This window comes from Flavobacterium sp. (assembly GCF_036515215.1).
Classification (GTDB): domain Bacteria; phylum Bacteroidota; class Bacteroidia; order Flavobacteriales; family Flavobacteriaceae; genus Flavobacterium.
This window is the reverse complement of sequence record NZ_DATBVQ010000051.1, coordinates 1-17,314: the sequence shown is the minus strand read 5'-3', so window position 1 is coordinate 17,314 and position 17,314 is coordinate 1. Positions and strand designations below refer to the sequence as shown.

At 38.4% G+C, this 17,314-nt stretch carries 17 protein-coding genes, 3 tRNA genes and 1 pseudogene; 11 read left to right on the top strand and 10 right to left on the bottom strand.

What is annotated here, in order from left to right:
• The coding region (locus VIH09_RS13610) for a GTP-binding protein (protein ID WP_414656137.1) at window positions 1-87 on the bottom strand (87 nt) is incomplete at its 3' end.
• Between the two features lie 169 nt (window positions 88-256).
• On the opposite strand from VIH09_RS13610, the gene VIH09_RS03825 reads away from it, so the two are divergent.
• Both VIH09_RS03825 and VIH09_RS03820 read left to right on the top strand, forming a co-directional pair.
• Window positions 257-1,969 carry a PAS domain-containing protein gene (locus VIH09_RS03825; protein WP_331578053.1) on the top strand — a complete coding sequence of 571 codons (1,713 nt, stop codon included), beginning with the start codon at window positions 257-259 and terminating at the stop codon, window positions 1,967-1,969.
• Between the two features lie 2 nt (window positions 1,970-1,971).
• Window positions 1,972-2,382 (top strand): response regulator, encoded by a 411-nt coding sequence (locus VIH09_RS03820; protein ID WP_331578051.1) that lies wholly within the window; start codon window positions 1,972-1,974, stop codon window positions 2,380-2,382.
• 195 nt (window positions 2,383-2,577) lie between these two features.
• Here the strand turns inward: VIH09_RS03820 and rpsT are convergent, their stop codons facing one another.
• The 5 genes from rpsT to proS all read right to left on the bottom strand — a co-directional run bounded on the left by rpsT (window position 2,578) and on the right by proS (window position 4,729).
• Complete coding sequence (gene rpsT / locus VIH09_RS03815) at window positions 2,578-2,829, bottom strand: 30S ribosomal protein S20 (protein WP_040473828.1); 252 nt, start codon at window positions 2,827-2,829, stop codon at window positions 2,578-2,580.
• Between the two features lie 35 nt (window positions 2,830-2,864).
• Window positions 2,865-2,936, bottom strand: a tRNA-Glu gene (locus VIH09_RS03810).
• Window positions 2,937-2,982: 46 nt separating this feature from the next.
• Window positions 2,983-3,054 (bottom strand) — tRNA-Glu (locus VIH09_RS03805).
• A gap of 46 nt (window positions 3,055-3,100) precedes the next feature.
• Window positions 3,101-3,172 (bottom strand) — tRNA-Glu (locus VIH09_RS03800).
• Between the two features lie 78 nt (window positions 3,173-3,250).
• Window positions 3,251-4,729 carry a proline--tRNA ligase gene (proS, locus tag VIH09_RS03795; protein WP_331578047.1) on the bottom strand — a complete coding sequence of 493 codons (1,479 nt, stop codon included), beginning with the start codon at window positions 4,727-4,729 and terminating at the stop codon, window positions 3,251-3,253.
• A gap of 101 nt (window positions 4,730-4,830) precedes the next feature.
• On the opposite strand from proS, the gene VIH09_RS03790 reads away from it, so the two are divergent.
• The 9 genes from VIH09_RS03790 (at window position 4,831) to VIH09_RS03750 (ending at window position 13,161) form a co-directional block, all read left to right on the top strand.
• Window positions 4,831-5,778, top strand: a complete 948-nt coding sequence (locus VIH09_RS03790) for a hypothetical protein (RefSeq protein WP_331578045.1) — start codon at window positions 4,831-4,833, stop codon at window positions 5,776-5,778.
• Window positions 5,779-5,823: 45 nt separating this feature from the next.
• Complete coding sequence (locus tag VIH09_RS03785; RefSeq protein WP_331578043.1) at window positions 5,824-7,326, top strand: OmpP1/FadL family transporter; 1,503 nt, start codon at window positions 5,824-5,826, stop codon at window positions 7,324-7,326.
• A 231-nt stretch (window positions 7,327-7,557) separates the two neighbouring features.
• The gene (gene rimO, locus VIH09_RS03780) at window positions 7,558-8,871 is read left to right on the top strand and encodes a 30S ribosomal protein S12 methylthiotransferase RimO (protein WP_331578041.1); all 1,314 of its coding nucleotides are present in this window, start codon (window positions 7,558-7,560) and stop codon (window positions 8,869-8,871) included.
• A gap of 44 nt (window positions 8,872-8,915) precedes the next feature.
• On the top strand, window positions 8,916-9,386 hold the full coding sequence (locus VIH09_RS03775; protein WP_331578039.1) for a hypothetical protein: 471 nt from the start codon (window positions 8,916-8,918) through the stop codon (window positions 9,384-9,386).
• Window positions 9,387-9,419: 33 nt separating this feature from the next.
• Window positions 9,420-10,322 carry an N-acetylmuramoyl-L-alanine amidase gene (locus tag VIH09_RS03770; protein ID WP_331578037.1) on the top strand — a complete coding sequence of 301 codons (903 nt, stop codon included), beginning with the start codon at window positions 9,420-9,422 and terminating at the stop codon, window positions 10,320-10,322.
• A 378-nt stretch (window positions 10,323-10,700) separates the two neighbouring features.
• A complete protein-coding gene (locus tag VIH09_RS03765; RefSeq protein WP_331578035.1) occupies window positions 10,701-11,453 on the top strand; it encodes a PRC-barrel domain-containing protein in 753 nt (250 codons plus the stop codon).
• A gap of 157 nt (window positions 11,454-11,610) precedes the next feature.
• Window positions 11,611-11,994: a hypothetical protein gene (locus tag VIH09_RS03760; protein WP_331578033.1), complete on the top strand. Its 384-nt coding sequence runs from the start codon at window positions 11,611-11,613 to the stop codon at window positions 11,992-11,994.
• Window positions 11,995-12,072: 78 nt separating this feature from the next.
• Window positions 12,073-12,612, top strand: a complete 540-nt coding sequence (gene hemG, locus VIH09_RS03755; RefSeq protein ID WP_331578031.1) for a menaquinone-dependent protoporphyrinogen IX dehydrogenase — start codon at window positions 12,073-12,075, stop codon at window positions 12,610-12,612.
• Window positions 12,613-12,648: 36 nt separating this feature from the next.
• The gene (locus VIH09_RS03750; RefSeq protein ID WP_331578029.1) at window positions 12,649-13,161 is read left to right on the top strand and encodes a nuclear transport factor 2 family protein; all 513 of its coding nucleotides are present in this window, start codon (window positions 12,649-12,651) and stop codon (window positions 13,159-13,161) included.
• Between the two features lie 59 nt (window positions 13,162-13,220).
• Here the strand turns inward: VIH09_RS03750 and VIH09_RS03745 are convergent, their stop codons facing one another.
• From VIH09_RS03745 to VIH09_RS03730, 4 genes and pseudogenes are all read right to left on the bottom strand, one after another.
• Window positions 13,221-14,762 (bottom strand): acyl-CoA carboxylase subunit beta, encoded by a 1,542-nt coding sequence (locus VIH09_RS03745; protein ID WP_331578027.1) that lies wholly within the window; start codon window positions 14,760-14,762, stop codon window positions 13,221-13,223.
• A gap of 3 nt (window positions 14,763-14,765) precedes the next feature.
• Window positions 14,766-16,208 (bottom strand): acetyl-CoA carboxylase biotin carboxylase subunit, encoded by a 1,443-nt coding sequence (gene accC / locus VIH09_RS03740; RefSeq protein ID WP_331578025.1) that lies wholly within the window; start codon window positions 16,206-16,208, stop codon window positions 14,766-14,768.
• A 102-nt stretch (window positions 16,209-16,310) separates the two neighbouring features.
• Window positions 16,311-16,796 carry an acetyl-CoA carboxylase biotin carboxyl carrier protein subunit gene (locus VIH09_RS03735; protein ID WP_331578023.1) on the bottom strand — a complete coding sequence of 162 codons (486 nt, stop codon included), beginning with the start codon at window positions 16,794-16,796 and terminating at the stop codon, window positions 16,311-16,313.
• Window positions 16,797-16,902: 106 nt separating this feature from the next.
• Window positions 16,903-17,314: pseudogene (locus tag VIH09_RS03730) on the bottom strand (radical SAM protein); the annotation flags it as partial.

Here is a 17,314-nt window from a genome sequence, read left to right as displayed (position 1 = left end):
CTGACAGTGATACATAATTTTATCAACCAAAGTTGTTTTACCGTGATCGACGTGGGCAATAATTGCAATGTTTCTAATAGATTCCATCTGTGATTTTTAATGGGTGCAAAGGTACACTTTATTTTGATATAAAAAATATTTCTGTAATAGTTTACATATTGTTAATCTGTTAGTCAGTATAATTGCTCAAAATATACCTACAAAATTAGTTTTACAGACTGTTTTATAATTCACAATATTTAATTACATTTGAGTAATGAAAAACAAACCCAATCAAATAACCGTTGTATATATGCTTATAGCATTGTTTGCGGCTATTGTTTTTCATAAAATTTCGCTACTATACTTTTCCGCGGAAAACTACCCTTTTTACAGTTTTCTAAAAGACGTAACCTTAGTCCTTTTTACAGGCATAATATATCGGTATATTTTATCCAAAAACCAAAACCGGAATAAGGTCGTTCTCGAAAAACTTCTTCACACAAACAACGAAATAAAGGAATCAAACGATAGGTATGACATTGTGGCTAAAGCTACCAGTGACACCATATGGGATTGGAAAATACAAGAAGACAAGCTCTACTGGAATAAGGGCATTAAAGGCATTTTTGGCTACAATGAAGACCAAGTTGGAGACAGTTCAAAATGGTGGTTTGACAACATCCATCCGGAGGACAGCATTAAAATGTCCATTAAATTATACTCGTTCATTGAGCAAAAAACTGAAAATTGGCAAGATGAATATCGATTTAAATGCGCCGATAATTCGTACAAGTACGTCCTTGACAGGGGATTTCTTTTAAAAGACGAGAATGGAAAAGCCGTTAGGATGATAGGGGCGATTCAGGATGTGACCAAGCAAAAAGAAGAAGAATTACGTCTTAAATTATTAGAAACCGTAATTGTACAGACCAAAGATTCCATCGTCATTACCGAGGCCGGATTCAACGAAAACAAACTACCCAAAATAGTATATGTAAACCCCGCTTTTACGGTGATGACAGGCTATGAATCCAGTGAAATTACAGGAGAATCACCTGATATCCTCAAAGGCCCAAATTCAGATATCAATGACATCAAAAAAATAATTGGCGCCATAAAAAACAGGAAAGAAGGCCTGATAGAAATGATCAGTTGCAAGAAAAACAAAGAAGAGTTCTGGTTGCGGTTTTCCATGATACCCATCTACAATTCAGACAACGAATTGTCTCATTGGGTTTCTATACAAAGAGATATCTCGGATGAGAAAAAACAAGAAAAGGAAAAGGAACAACTTATCAGGGAACTGACCAAAAACAATAAAGACTTAAAAGAGTTCTCTTACATCACTTCACACAATCTCAGAGCTCCAATATCTAATTTAACGGGACTTTTAAGCCTCATTGAAGACATCGAGATCGAAGACCCGGAATTAAAAGAAATTTTGTTTGGTTTTAACAAATCGACCCATTTATTGAACGAGACCGTCAATGACTTGACTAAAGTGATGATAATCAAAGACCATCCTTCCATCCAGAAGGAAAATCTGCTGCTAAAAGAAGTTTTTGAAAATGTTTTTAGCCAACTTTCTTTTCAATTTGAAGAACATAAACCAGTACTAAAAATTGACTTTGAAAATGTCCCTGTTTTAAACGTAAATAAAGCATATATTGAAAGTATACTGTTGAACCTTTTGACAAATTCGATAAAATACAGAGCAGAAGGCAAAACTTTAAAAATAACAATAACCGCTACCCAAACTGACAATTCAATAGTACTCATTTTTAAAGACAACGGTATTGGAATTGATTTAGAAAGAAATCGAGACAAAGTTTTCGGGCTCTACCAGAGGTTTCACGATTACCCCGATAGCAAGGGACTGGGACTGTACCTCGTGAAATCACAGGTGGAAGCGATGGGCGGCACAATCAGTATTACAAGCGAAGTCAACAAAGGGACTGCATTTACTTTAATATTCAAAAACAGATAGAAATGTTAGATCTAATTTTATGCGTCGATGACGATCCTATAACACTTATGTTGTGCAAAAAAGTAATTGCCAAGACTTTATTTTCAAATGAAATAATTACGGCACAAAACGGTGAACAAGCCCTTCTGTACTTTGACGCGATTAAAGAGTCAGGATTGAATGACCAAAAACTACCCCAGATTATTTTCTTGGACTTAAACATGCCCGTAATGGGCGGATGGGAATTCTTGGAGTATTTTAGTGGCCCTGATTATTCCGATTTTAACGCGATAAAGGTGGTTGTACTTTCCTCAACTATAGATCCGGAAGACTTGAAAAAGGCAAAAGAATACCCCATGGTCATTGATTTTTTATCAAAACCTATCACTATTGCCATGCTGGATTATTTAACCCATAAAATGCAGGAGGAATAAAATTTGGTCATAAAGGACCAGAATGAGCGTTGACCAGGAAAAACTAATCTCAATTCGATCGGTTTAACCTCGATCCAAAATCCATATAGATATCCCACCACTTCGCCCAATCTTTAAGTTTCACAAACAACAAAACATAAAAAAAGCTCCTTTAAAAAAGGAGCTTTTTTTTATAGAATCAATAAAATGTAAATATTACAATTTAGAAACAAATTTCGTTAATTTAGATTTTAAATTAGACGCTTTGTTATCATGAATGATATTCTTTTTAGCCAACTTATCAATCATAGATATTACGTTTGACAATTTAGATGTAGCATCTACTTTATCAGTTGCTATTCTTAATGCTTTGATGGCATTACGAGTAGTTTTATGTTGGTATCTATTTAATACTCTTCTCTTTTCGTTACTTCTAATTCTTTTTAGAGCTGATTTATGATTTGCCATTTTATTATGTTTTTATCTTTTACTATTCTTTTTTGTAGTCCGTAAGGGAATCGAACCCCTGTTACCAAGACGAAATCTTGGCGTCCTAACCCCTAGACGAACGGACCATTATCCTTCTAAGTTAGTTATCAATCTAAATCTTAGATTAATTAGTAGCCCGTAGCGGAATCGAACCGCTCTTACATGGATGAAAACCATGCGTCCTAACCGATAGACGAACGGGCCATTTTTCCCTCAAAGTGGGAACGACTTTAACTCGCAAAAAAAATAGTAGCCCGTAGCGGAATCGAACCGCTCTTACATGGATGAAAACCATGCGTCCTAACCGATAGACGAACGGGCCCTGCTTCTCTAATGCGGATGCAAAAATACAACTATTTTTGAAACGCACAATAGTAGATGCGAAAAAATTTATATTTTTTTAATATGCCTTAGCAAACAATACTCTTCCCTTAGACTCAGCCCCAGTAAACACACAACTTCCAGCCTCTTCCACTCTATCTAACGCGATACATCTAATAGTAGCTTTGGTCAAATCTTTTATCTTCTCTTCCGTGGCCGCAGTTCCATCCCAATGCGCTGATACAAAACCGCCTTTGTCGTTTAAAACAGCTTTAAATTCTTCAAAACTATTTACTTCAGTAATGTGGCTGTCTCTGTAATTTAATGCCTTATTGAACAAATCATCTTGAATTTGCCCTAATAAATCACTGATATAAGCCGCTATTCCGTCTTTGGGTTTCACTTCTTTAGTCAAAGTGTCTCTTCGAGCCACTTCAAAAGTTCCGTTTTCGAGATCTTTCGGTCCAACGGCAATTCGCACAGGAACTCCTTTTAATTCCCATTCCGCAAATTTAAACCCTGGCTTTTGTGTTGTTCTGTTATCGTACTTGACAGAAACATTCAATTTTTTCAATGCAGCTACCAATACGTTCACTTCAGCCGTGATTTCATCCAGCTGCTCATCCGTTTTATGAATCGGCACTATCACGACTTGTATAGGGGCCAAATTTGGAGGCAAAACCAAACCCTTATCATCGGAGTGGGTCATCACTAAAGCCCCCATTAATCGTGTGGAAACACCCCATGAGGTTCCCCAAACATATTCTTGTTTCCCTTCCTTATTGGCAAATTTCACGTCGAATGCTTTCGCGAAATTTTGGCCTAAGAAATGGGACGTCCCCGCCTGAAGCGCTTTACCGTCTTGCATCAATGCTTCAATACAATACGTTTCTTCGGCACCCGCAAAACGTTCTGTTTCCGTTTTTATCCCTTTTATCACAGGAATAGCCATAAAGTCTTCCGCAAACTCGGCATACACATTCATCATTTTTTCAGACTCCTCTATTGCCTCATCTCTGGTTTCATGCGCGGTATGCCCCTCTTGCCACAAAAACTCCGCAGTTCTCAAGAACAAACGAGTTCTCATCTCCCATCGAACTACATTAGCCCATTGGTTAATCAACAAAGGTAAGTCTCTATAAGATTGAACCCATCCCTTATAGGTTGACCAAATAATTGCCTCGCTCGTGGGACGTACAATAAGCTCCTCCTCCAGTTTTGCGTTAGGGTCAACCATTAATTTCCCAGGCTTGTCCGGATCATTTTTCAGTCTGTAATGCGTCACGATGGCACATTCTTTCGCGAATCCTTCCGCATTTTTTTCTTCGGCTTCAAACATGCTTTTAGGGACGAACAATGGAAAATAGGCGTTTTCATGCCCTGTTTCTTTAAATCTTCGGTCTAATTCTGCTTGCATTTTTTCCCAAATGGCATAACCGTACGGTTTGATGACCATACAGCCTCTAACTCCTGAATTTTCGGCTAAATCAGCTTTGACAACCAGTTCATTATACCATTTTGAATAATCTTCTGATCTTGTAGTAAGGTTCTTACTCATATTGAATAGTTTGGCACAAATTTTGCATTATTTTATTTACCTAAATAGTTCGACAAAACTAACTATTTTTGTCGTGTGCAACAATAAAAAACTTTACAGATATGAAAACTAATATTTTTTCATCCAAAAAAACTTCATTTATCCCATTAATTGGATTTTTGAGCTTTTTGATGGCGTCCTGCGGATCCTATCAAAACAGATCCTATTATGACGGTGACGGAATCTACGGAAACTCAGAAAGAAACGGACTCGGAAATGTGGAAAGCGAATCGAAGGCCAGTAAAAACAGTCACTACAAAGATTATTTCGGCTCGTTGCAAGATGACAATCAATCTGCTGAAATTTTCACTAATATTGATCGCTATAATGACTATGACACCATTAATGGCAACCGTCAGGATATAAAATCGGACTATGCCGATTGGGGAAACAATTACACAAAAGCTGATATTAACATTTATCCGAACAGTTGGGGACTGTCTCTAGGGTTCGGCTTCGGATATCCCTATTATGGATGGGGCTATTCCAATTACGGTTGGGGCTATCCTTATTATTACGGCTACTCCGGTTTCGGGTGGAACTACCCTTACTACGGTTGGGGATACCCTAGCTATTACGGCTGGAATTACCCGTATTATGGCTACGGCTACTCTGGCCATAGCTACCACCATAACAACTATTCCTATAATCCAAGCAGAAGGGGCTCCTATTCCACTTATTCTAATAACAACCGAAATTACAGCGCAAGAAACTATTCTCAAAATAGAACTAGTTCAAATCGAAATACAAGCGAAACCGATTACAGAAGACGCTCATTCAACAGTAGCGGAACGACAAGAACAAGTCCCACTTTTAGCAGAAGAAGCCAGTCTCAAAACCAGAGTAGATCCTACGATAGCGGCACGCGATCAAGAACAGATATACGCAGCACTAGCAGCGACAGACAACAGAGCTCAAGTAGATCTAGCAACAACAGCTATTCCCCTTCAAGATCAAGCGGCTCTTCAGATAGCGGAAGGTCAACAAGCGGAGGAGGGAGAAGACCATAAAATAGAAAAGGTAATCGTTGATCAAAAAACATAAATTGTATTAAAATGAAAAAATATCTATTTTTATTAATTACCGGTTTCACATTTGGCGTGGCACAATCACAAGAGATTGCTGATGCATTGCGCTATTCGCAGGACAATTTGAACGGGACAGCTCGTTTCAAGGCCATGAGTGGCGCTTTCGGAGCGCTCGGGGGCGACTTTTCCTCCATTAGTTTAAATCCTGCGGGCTCGGCTGTTTTTTCGAATAATCAATTTGGAATTACGCTAACCAATAGCGATGTAAAAAACAATTCCAATTATTTTGGCACAAGTACAACCGATGAAGATAATTCGTTGGATTTAAATCAAGCCGGGGGAGTTTTTGTCTTTAACAATAAAAATTCAAATAGCGATTGGAGAAAGTTTTCATTGGCGATAAACTATGAAAACACGAACAACTACGCCAATTCAACGTTTTCAGCAGGAACCAACCCGAACAATTCGATTGCCAATTATTTTTTAAGCTACGCAAATGGAGTTCCGCTAAATATCCTTGATGATTCTTATTATGAAGAGTTAGATCATGGCACACAACAAGCATTTTTGGGCTACCAAGGCTTCGTAATCGACCCCGTGAATATGGACCCCGATAATACGGAATACGTCTCGAATGTCGCCGAAGGCGGAAACTATTATCAGGAAAACGTCATGTATTCGGAAGGTTACAACGGAAAATTATCCTTTAATGCCGCGACTTCATACCAAGATAAACTTTACATAGGGATAAACCTGAATTCGCATTTTACCGATTTCAGGCGATCGTCCGTGTTTTATGAAGACAACAGCAATCCATTGGATTCCCAGTATAAGGTAAGCAAATTGCAATTTAACAACGAACTATATACCTACGGAAGCGGGTTTTCATTTCAATTGGGGGCCATTGCAAAAGTGACCAATAAAGTTCGACTGGGTTTAGCTTACGAATCTCCTACATGGTATGATTTAAATGATGAATTTTCCCAAAAAATAATTGCAGTGCGAAGTAATGCCGACGGAGATTTACCAAAGGACGTTGTTGACCCAAGAATCACGAATGTCTATGCGCCCTACAGACTTCAAACGCCAAGCAAACTCACCGGAAGTTTCGCTTACGTTTTTGGAACATCAGGCCTAATCAGTATCGATTACGCGATAAAAGATTACAGTAACGCCAAATTCAAGCCTGAAAACGACAGCTATTTCAGCAGTTTGAATGCCGACCTAAGCAATACCTTAGACAATTCGGGAGAATTGAGAATAGGTGGCGAGTATAAAATCAATAAACTAAGTTTAAGAGCAGGATACCGTTACGAACAAAGTCCCTATAAAAATTCGAGCACCATTGGCGATTTGAAAGGCTACTCGGGAGGTTTGGGATATAATTTTGGCTCGACAAAAGTGGACTTGGCCTATGCTTACGCCGAAAGAGACGCGCAACAAGGATTTTTCTCTCAAGGACTGACGGATGGCCCAAAAATCAATTCCATCAACAATATCGTCTCGTTGACCTTGTTGTTTGAATTGTAAATATCTTCGATTTTCAAAAGAGTAAATCTAAAAAACAGTTTATTAACCGTCTTGTTTTTTTACAACAGTACGGTTTTTTTTTAGCCCTGATGGAAGTGAAAACCCTCCCGATTTTTATTCGGGAGATTGCAACGTACAGCAGGAATAGCTTCATAAAAAACAGCTAAAAGACAGCGAAAAAACTTCTGTTTGAATAAAAAAACGTAATTTTGCACTCCAATTTACAAATCTATGAGAACCAAGTCTTTAAAAAAGAATAAAATCAATGTAATCACTCTTGGATGTTCCAAAAACATCTACGACAGTGAAGTGTTAATGGGCCAACTTCGTGCGAGCGGAAAAGATGTGGCGCATGAAGCTCCCGCTGCGGAAGAAGGGAACATTATTGTCATCAATACCTGCGGATTTATTGATAATGCCAAGGCAGAATCAGTGAATATGATTTTGGAGTATGCCGATAAAAAAGAAAAAGGTTTAGTAGACAAAGTGTTCGTGACGGGATGTTTATCCGAACGTTACAGACCCGATTTAGAAAAAGAAATACCTAATGTAGACCAATTTTTTGGAACAACCGAGTTGCCACAATTACTGAAAGCATTGGGTGCCGACTATAAACATGAATTACTGGGAGAGCGATTGACCACTACCCCAAAAAACTACGCTTATTTGAAAATTGCCGAAGGTTGCGATAGACCTTGCAGTTTTTGCGCGATTCCATTAATGCGCGGGAAACACGTTTCTCAAACCATTGAGAAATTAGTGAAAGAAGCGGAAGGATTGGCTAGAGATGGTGTGAAAGAATTGATTTTGATCGCGCAGGATTTGACGTATTATGGTCTTGATATCTACAAAAAACGCAACCTTGGAGAGCTGTTGGAGGCCTTGGTCAAAGTGGAAGGAATCGAATGGATTCGTTTGCATTACGCCTTCCCCACCGGTTTCCCGATGGACGTGTTGGAAATCATGAAGCGTGAACCAAAGATTTGTAACTATATTGATATTCCGTTGCAACATATTTCAGATTCCATCTTGAAATCAATGCGTCGTGGTACGACTCAGGAGAAAACAACCAAATTATTAAAGGATTTCCGCGCAGCAGTTCCCGGAATCGCAATTCGCACGACCTTAATCGTAGGTTATCCAGGTGAAACCCAAGAAGATTTCAACACTTTAAGGGATTGGGTTCAGGAAATGAAATTTGACAGAATGGGTTGTTTTGCCTATTCTCATGAAGAAAACACGCATGCCTATTTACTGGAAGATGATGTCCCTGATACCGTAAAACAAGACCGTGCCAACGAAATAATGGAATTGCAGTCTCAAATTTCATGGGATCTAAACCAAGAAAAAGTAGGACAAACTTTCAAATGCATTATCGACAGAAAAGAAGGCGGTCATTTTGTGGGAAGAACGGAGTTTGACAGTCCGGACGTTGACAACGAAGTGCTTATTGATGCTTCAAAACATTACGTAAAAACAGGAGAATTCGTTATGATAAAAATCATCGAGGCTACTGAATTTGACTTGTACGGCGAACCAGCGTAGTTTTAAGATATTCGTCAATTGACAAACCATTTATAAAAGCAAACATGAAAACAATTCAACTCTTTTTCGTTTTGACGGTAACGTTATTGTGTAGCACGGCCGTTTCCGCACAATACGGGAACAATGGCTACGGCAACAACTATGGTGGTAGAGGTTATGGATCTACGCATGACAGAATGAACCAAATGAAGCAGGGGCGTAATAGCGACGACAAACCTGAAGAAATCCCTGTTGAAGTAATCGTTGGCAAAATAATGGAAAACCTAAAAAAGGAACTTGTTTTGGATCAATTGCAGGAAATCGCAATAGCAAATGTTCTGACGGAAAGCGTCAGGACACAAGGAATTTTGTTAAAAGCAGAAAGCAATCAAGAACAAAAAATCAAAGAAATAAAAGCGCTGTCTGAAGTTACAGATAGAAAGGTGAATGAATTTTTAAATGAAGATCAAAAATTGAAATACAAAGCACTTAGCGACGAAAGCAATAACGGAAAAAAGTCAAGAAGAAAAAGATAACTTTTTTTGAACCCCAAGAATCCATTCTAAAATATGAAAAAATATTTTTACTTTATAATTTTTGCTGCTGTCATTACTTCATGCGCCACCAATCCCTATAAAGCCAGTGAGAAAGAATATGACAGCAAACTCAAAACTTTTAAGGAAGTAATTTCAAATAAAGAGCCAGAACCATTGCCTATTGTCACCAAAACGATAATAAGTATTGACAACGCTTACACCAAGCAATTATATACTTTTAAGGATACCATTTCAAAAATGGGATCGACGGCTTTGGATAATGGAATCCAAACGGAATGGATCAGTACGGTCAATTTTAATTTGCGAAAACCAAATTTCATCATTATTCACCATACTGCACAGGATTCGCTACAGCAAACCATCAAAACGTTTACACTGACCAGAACGCAAGTGAGCGCACATTATGTAATTGCAGATGATGGAAGCGTAGTACAGATGCTGAATGATTATATGCGCGCTTGGCATGCTGGCAAAGGCTCTTGGGGAAAAGACACAGACATCAACTCGTCTTCGATTGGTATCGAACTCGATAACAACGGAACGGAAGCATTTTCAGAGGCACAGATTACCAGCTTAATGGCGCTTTTAAGCAAATTGAAAAAAGAGTATAATATACCGGCTCAAAATATCATAGGCCATTCAGACATCGCCCCTGCTCGCAAAAATGACCCCAGTGTATTGTTCCCATGGAAAACATTGGCTGAAAACGGGTTTGGCCTTTGGGGAGATGACACATTGGAACCCGCGCCGATCGATTTCAATTCCGAACTTGGATTGCGGATAATAGGTTACGACACTAAAAATCTTTCGGCTGCAATAATGGCATTCAAAAGACATTTTATCCAAACCGAGGTAAATGATATTCTGGACGAAAAAACCATCAATACCATCTATTCCATTTATAGGAAGCAATAAAACAAAATAGTATCAAAAACCGTTCTTAGGCAAACCAAGAACGGTTTTTTTTTTTACAAAAGTACGTCCATCTATCAGTAACGGCTCCGCTTTTGTGGCGACTATCATTTAGTTTAAGCTGCACTTCGGTCTGAATCAGTGTTTCAACTAGCTTATATTTTCATTAGGTTTTGCTTTTTTAAAATCTTCGTGTTATTGTTAAAATAAATACCTAATAATTTATAAATCAGTATTTTATGATTAACTTTATTATGTCGGATTTAAAGCAAAAGTGTGATAGAATTGATAATTTAAATTAATTCACCCACCAATACTAGCTCGATTTCATTTCGTTATCCTAAAATAACACTTAAAACTAATCATTAAAAAACGATGATCATGAAAAGAAGTTTAAAAAAATTAAAAGGATATAGCATCAAGGCGTTAGACGGGATAAAAGGGAACGTAAAGGATTTTTTGTTTGACGAGGAATACTGGACTGTCGAATATCTTGAAGTCCAATTGGGTTCGATAATTCCAACTAAAAAGGTGTTAATTCCGAAAACTCTCCTAAAACAACCAGATTGGTCCACGAATCAATTTGCCATTGAGTTGACCAAAACTGATATTGAAAACTGCCCAACATTAGAGGAGCATCTTCCGGTTTCGAAAAAATATGAGAAGGAGTTAAACAGCTATTACGATTCATATAACAAATGGCTGTACTACAATGTTCCTCCGTTAGACAGCGCGGTTGTTGTCTATCCGCCAAGACCGATAACGGTCCCTACAAAAGTTATTCATGAGAACGACCTAGACGAGGTGCTAAGGAGTTTTAATGAGGTCAAAGGCTATCATATTCGAGCTTTGGACGGAAAACTGGGACGCGTTGATGACCTAATTATAGAAGACTTCAATTGGCAAATTGTATATGTTGTTGTGGACACCAGTGACTGGTTACCTTCTGGTAAAAAAGTACTGATAAGTGTGCCATGGCTAAATGAAATCAGCTATCTCAACAGGGAAATAAGCGTCAATTTGCACATATCTTCGATAAAATCGGCACCAGAATTTGATCCCTCAACACCTATAAATGAAAAATATGAGATGCGCCTCTACGATTATTACGGAAGACCTGTGACGCACCACTAATATAGCAGTGAATATCACTTTCTATTAAACTCTTTATCGAATCAAGTGACTAGGTTTATTTGCTTAAATATCCAATCTATTTGCTTGACAATGCTTTTGGTGCCCATATAATTACAATGGATTCAGATGGGGAATTGTCAAATAAAAAATCGGAATTATGTATACATCATTATTAATTTCATTGATTATTGCTGTAATACTTGCTCCTATTTTAGTATATGGTCTTAAGCGACCCGGACCTGGGCCATTAAATGGATTGCTGTTTATATTTATAATAATCCTTATGTTTTCTTGGGCAATTGGAGGCTGGATCGAACCAATCCACCCTTTAAATATCAGATACCCGTGGCTTTCCTATTTCCTTGTCGGCTTTTTTATAATGTTATTATTAGGGGCCTTGCTGCCAACTCCGCATTCGAAAAAAGAAAACCTCACAGAGGAAGAGATAAGGGCTGAGCAAGTTGCTGACTTAACTATTGGGTTCTTTTTTTGGATCATGTTATTTTTGTTAGCGCTTATTGGGATAGCTAAATGGTTCTAGGGATTTCAAACCTGCGTTCATAATATCAAAGTTTTAACAAAATTATCCTTTACCTCTTTTAATTTTAAAATAATAACCATGAAAATACTAATTCTTTATGGCACCACAGAAGGGCAAACCCGCAAGATTGCCCACTTTATGGAAGCCATTTTACAGAATGCGGGACACCATGTAACAATTGCTGACACCGCTACCAATCCACCCGCACCAACCGCATATGATGCCATACTGATTGGTTCCTCCATACACATGCACAAATACCAATCGGCCGCGAAGCATTATATCAAAAAGCATCTTGACGAGTTAAATAATATGCCTGGAGCTTTTTTCTCAGTATCGCTTGCCGTAGCATCAGGTCTTGCTGAGGAAAATCTTGGAGTACAAAAAATAACAAACGATTTCCTAGAACAAACCGGATGGAAACCTATGATGGTCACCCAAATTGCAGGCGCACTGAAATACACCGAATACGATTATTTTAAACGTCTCGTCATGAAAATGATTTCAAAAAAAGAAGGGGGCGCAACGGACACGTCACAAGATTATGAATACACCGATTGGGAAGAGGTGACAAAATTTGTTAATGAATTTTTAGAGAGGGCATCTCAAAAGCCTTGATTTGTGTATTTTAGCATTCAATTAAACTTTGATTACATGCTAATAAATCACATTATGAGGAACAATAGTCTTCCCTATTTTATAATTTTCCTATTTACAGTCTCAACCTCAATTTGTTCTGCTCAAAAAAACAAAGTTAAAGAACCTGACTATAAATACATCACTGACGATTTGGAATTATATAGCACCATAGTCGCTATGGACAGTGTTTTTTTTCAGGCATACAATATTTGTGATCTTGATAAACAAGCTGCGATATACTCTGACAACATAGAGTTTTTCCATGATACGGGAGGCCTAATGACGGTGAAGCAAGAAATATTAAATAGCACAAAAAAATATGTATGTGGTAAGGTAACCAGAGAACTAGTGAAAGGAAGTCTTGAAATTTACCCTATCAAAGATTTTGGAGCTATCGAAATGGGACTCCATAAATTTCATAAGAACACTGAAAAGGAAGGCACTCCTTCTCATGCCAGTAAATTTGTCATCTTTTGGAAAAACGACAATAATACATGGACAATTACAAAAGTAGTTAGTTTGCATTAGTGTTTTTTAAACAAAAAAACCATTCGCGGCGGCGAATGGTTTTTATTCTTATTCAATACTTACAAAGGAATATTTCCGTGTTTTCTATTAGGAGTAACGCTTACTTTATTTTCAAGCATACTAAAGGCTTTTATCAATTTGCGTCGCGTGTCTTGCGGTAGGATCACCTCATCTACAAAACCACGTTGTGCTGCGGTGTAAGGGTTGGCAAACAAATCGGCGTATTCTGCTTCTTTTTCCAATAGTTTGGCAGCGGGATCAGCGGCCTCATTTATCTCCTTTTTAAATATAATTTCTGAAGCGCCTTTGGCTCCCATTACCGCGATCTCGGCTGTAGGCCAGGCAAAGTTCATGTCAGCACCAATGTGTTTAGAATTCATAACGTCATATGCGCCACCATAGGCTTTACGCGTAATAACCGTAATTCTGGGTATGGTCGCTTCACTCAGCGCATAAAGCAATTTCGCTCCGTGGACAATAATCCCATGCCATTCTTGGTCTGTTCCGGGTAAAAATCCGGGCACATCAACAAGCACTAATAATGGAATATTAAAACAATCGCAAAAACGGGTAAAACGTGCCGCTTTGATTGAACTGTTCACGTCCAAAACTCCCGCCAAATACAATGGCTGGTTAGCTACAATTCCTATGCTGCGACCGCCTAATCTAGCAAATCCTACAATGATATTCTCGGCATAGTTTTTATGTACTTCAAAAAACGAATCTTCATCAATAATCCCAGCAATTACGTCATGCATGTCGTAAGGCTTATTCGGATTATCAGGAATTATATTTGCCAACTGTTCACGAACCTCATCATTGAGTTCGTAAGCTAACTTTTGTGTCGTTTCCTTATTGCTTTGTGGCAAATAGCTCAACAATCTTTTTAGATCTTCCAGACATTCCACATCATTTGCAGAAGTAATATGTGCCACACCCGATTTAGTGGAGTGCGTGCTAGCTCCTCCCAACTCCTCAGAAGTCACAGTTTCATTAGTTACGGTTTTTACCACATTAGGTCCGGTAACAAACATATAACTGGTATCTTCAACCATCATTGTAAAGTCAGTCATCGCTGGCGAATAGACCGCCCCACCGGCGCAGGGTCCCATAATCGCTGAAATTTGCGGAATTACCCCGCTCGCTTGTACATTTCTGTAAAAAATATCGGCATAACCTCCCAGTGAACGAACGCCTTCTTGTATGCGCGCACCACCAGAATCATTTAGACCAATCATCGGGGCTCCCATTTTGACGGCCATATCCATTACTTTGCAGATTTTCTCCGCATGTGTTTCGGATAATGCCCCACCAAAAACGGTGAAATCTTGGGCAAAAATATAAACTAATCTTCCATTTATAGTTCCATATCCCGTTATAACGCCATCACCATAATAGAGTTCCTTTTCCATTCCAAAATCAGTTGTACGGTGCGTCACCAGCATTCCAATTTCTTCAAAAGAACCTTCATCCATCAAATAATTCACGCGCTCTCTGGCGGTCAATTTCTTCTTGTGGTGTTGTTTTGCAATTCTATTTTTACCTCCGCCCAAATGAGCAAGGGCAATCTTATCGTTTAATTCTTTTATTTTAGACTCCATAATTTATTGATTTGGTAATCGTACGATTTTTTGATCTTCAAAATACTGCTTCAAAGCTATTAGTCCCGCAATTTTAGCCTCTTCAGCCAATTGGTCTTTCAATTCGGCAGTATTGTAATATTTTTTCACAAAATGGGTGTCGAAATTTCCCGATCTGAAAGCCTCGTGTTCAAACACAAACTTTCCGAAAGGCAAAGTCGTTTGTACCCCCTCTACTAGATATCCGTCAATTGCTTTGATCATGATTTGAATGGCTTCCTCGCGAGTTTCTCCGTAAGTGATCAGCTTAGCAAGCATCGGGTCATAATAAATAGGTATGTCCATATCCTGCTCAAAACCGTTATCAACACGAATTCCATCGCCAACCGGCAATTGGTACACATCCAAATGACCTACACTAGGCAAAAAATCATTCATTGGGTCTTCAGCATAGACTCTCAATTCTAGAGCGTGTCCTTTAATTTTCAAGTCTTCCTGTTTAATCTGCAACTCTTCCCCTCTCGCCACTTTGATTTGAAGTTCGACCAAATCCAATCCGGTAATCAATTCCGTTACGGGATGCTCCACTTGCAAACGCGTATTCATCTCCAGGAAAAAGAAATTATTATTTTCGTCCAATAAAAACTCTACCGTTCCCGCTCCCAGATAATCGCAAGATTTCGCCACCAAAACCGCAGCCTCACCCATTTTCTTACGCAATTCGGGTGTCAATACCGAAGAAGGCGCTTCTTCTATCACTTTTTGATGGCGACGCTGAATGCTGCACTCTCTTTCGAATAAATATAAAATATTTCCATGACTGTCCGCCATGATTTGAATTTCGATATGTCTTGGCGATCCCACGTATTTTTCAATAAACACTGAACCGTCACCGAAAGCGTTTAATGCTTCGCTGATTGCCCTGTTCATTTGGGACTCAAATTCCTCCGCATTTTCGACAACACGCATTCCTTTTCCACCACCACCTGCAGACGCTTTAATCAAAATAGGAAAACCTATTTCGCTAGCTACTACTTTGGCTTTTTCTATATCTGTGATGGCTTCGTCAACCCCTGGAACCATAGGGATATCATAGCTTTTTACGGCTTCTTTAGCGGCCAATTTACTTCCCATTATGTGAATGGCTTTCGATTTGGGGCCAATAAAGATGATATTGTTCTTTTCTGCTTTTTCTGCAAAATCAGCGTTTTCACTTAAAAATCCGTAACCGGGATGAATGGCATCCACACCTAGCGATTTGGCAACTTCGATGATTTTGTCTCCCAACAAATAGGACTGGTTGGAAGGGGATTCCCCAATCCAGACGGCTTCATCAGCAAACTTCACATGGGGTGCATTCCGATCTACGGTAGAATAAACCGCAACCGTTTTTATGCCCATTTTCTGGGCCGTTTTCATGACCCTAATTGCTATTTCGCCTCTATTGGCAACTAATAATTTTTTCATATTTAATAAGACTAAAAGAATAATGACCGTTTCACTGTTAGAACAAAGAGGCAAAAAATTCTTGTTTATTTATCTATTTTCTATACTCTATTATCTTCTTCTCTATTCAAATTCAATTAACAGCTGTCCTTTATCTACCGCATCGCCTAACAATACCGAAATTGATTTGATGGTGCCATCCCGTGGAGAAAGAAAACTGTTTTCCATTTTCATGGCTTCCAAGATCAACAGACTATCATTCTCTTTTACAACTTGCCCAACAATTACACTTATTTCCAGAATCAAACCTGGCATAGGTGCTTTTATTGCATTGACCTGTTTTGTAAGCCCAACTTCAAAGCCCATCTTTTTGATTAGCAAGTCCAAGTCATTTGCTATAGCAACGGTATAACTGTTGTTATTTACTTTGACAACATATTCTTTTTGATGAAAATCAGCAGATAAGATCTCCGCTTTAAAAGGTTTGTTTTCTTGTAAAATATGGAAAGAATTGCAATCCAAATTTACGGCGTCGAGTTGTGAAACTTGTTCCTTGTCAAAGTCAAATTGAAAGGAATCATTTACATTTACTTTATAGCTATCACTCATTAGTGTAATTTTTATGGTCGTAAAAATAGACAAAAGAAAACGTTTTCGTAAATGAAAAAGGGAAGTTTTATGCTAAGTTAGTATAGTTGCCTAAAAAGGTGGCTTGTTACAACACGAGCAACCCATATTCACGCAGGCTGTTCACTGGTTTTGAATACCAGAATAATTCAAAATCTTCCTGCTGTTTTTCAAAATCAGCCTTGATTTCCTGAAATGTATGGATTTTAGCATTCGAAACGGAAATTTTTTGAAGTATTTCCTTCAACCATTCGCCTTCCGCTTTATTGGTTTGAATGCTGAAACTTTCTTTTTTATCGTGAAATGTCAAACTCATCATTTCCCAAGAATTTCCTTTTTTTGATTTAGTAAACTCCTCGACAAAAGGTTTGCCACCTAACCAAACGATTTTGGCCGTAGGTTTTATTTTGAATTCTTCGGCTTCTTGCAGCGCATTGAAAATGAAATCCTGAGGAATCTTTGTCTTTGGGATTTTAAAATCAAACCATTCCTGCAGCGTA

What these genes read in the sequence shown, in the direction of transcription:
- VIH09_RS03825 (WP_331578053.1), top strand. Translation starts at nt 257, where the DNA reads ATGAAAAACAAACCCAATCAAATAACCGTTGTATATATGCTTATAGCA.
- VIH09_RS03820 (WP_331578051.1), top strand. Translation starts at nt 1,972, where the DNA reads ATGTTAGATCTAATTTTATGCGTCGATGACGATCCTATAACACTTATG.
- rpsT (WP_040473828.1), bottom strand. Translation starts at nt 2,829, where the DNA reads ATGGCAAATCATAAATCAGCTCTAAAAAGAATTAGAAGTAACGAAAAG.
- proS (WP_331578047.1), bottom strand. Translation starts at nt 4,729, where the DNA reads ATGAGTAAGAACCTTACTACAAGATCAGAAGATTATTCAAAATGGTAT.
- VIH09_RS03790 (WP_331578045.1), top strand. Translation starts at nt 4,831, where the DNA reads ATGAAAACTAATATTTTTTCATCCAAAAAAACTTCATTTATCCCATTA.
- VIH09_RS03785 (WP_331578043.1), top strand. Translation starts at nt 5,824, where the DNA reads ATGAAAAAATATCTATTTTTATTAATTACCGGTTTCACATTTGGCGTG.
- rimO (WP_331578041.1), top strand. Translation starts at nt 7,558, where the DNA reads ATGAGAACCAAGTCTTTAAAAAAGAATAAAATCAATGTAATCACTCTT.
- VIH09_RS03775 (WP_331578039.1), top strand. Translation starts at nt 8,916, where the DNA reads ATGAAAACAATTCAACTCTTTTTCGTTTTGACGGTAACGTTATTGTGT.
- VIH09_RS03770 (WP_331578037.1), top strand. Translation starts at nt 9,420, where the DNA reads ATGAAAAAATATTTTTACTTTATAATTTTTGCTGCTGTCATTACTTCA.
- VIH09_RS03765 (WP_331578035.1), top strand. Translation starts at nt 10,701, where the DNA reads ATGAAAAGAAGTTTAAAAAAATTAAAAGGATATAGCATCAAGGCGTTA.
- VIH09_RS03760 (WP_331578033.1), top strand. Translation starts at nt 11,611, where the DNA reads ATGTATACATCATTATTAATTTCATTGATTATTGCTGTAATACTTGCT.
- hemG (WP_331578031.1), top strand. Translation starts at nt 12,073, where the DNA reads ATGAAAATACTAATTCTTTATGGCACCACAGAAGGGCAAACCCGCAAG.
- VIH09_RS03750 (WP_331578029.1), top strand. Translation starts at nt 12,649, where the DNA reads ATGCTAATAAATCACATTATGAGGAACAATAGTCTTCCCTATTTTATA.
- VIH09_RS03745 (WP_331578027.1), bottom strand. Translation starts at nt 14,762, where the DNA reads ATGGAGTCTAAAATAAAAGAATTAAACGATAAGATTGCCCTTGCTCAT.
- accC (WP_331578025.1), bottom strand. Translation starts at nt 16,208, where the DNA reads ATGAAAAAATTATTAGTTGCCAATAGAGGCGAAATAGCAATTAGGGTC.
- VIH09_RS03735 (WP_331578023.1), bottom strand. Translation starts at nt 16,796, where the DNA reads ATGAGTGATAGCTATAAAGTAAATGTAAATGATTCCTTTCAATTTGAC.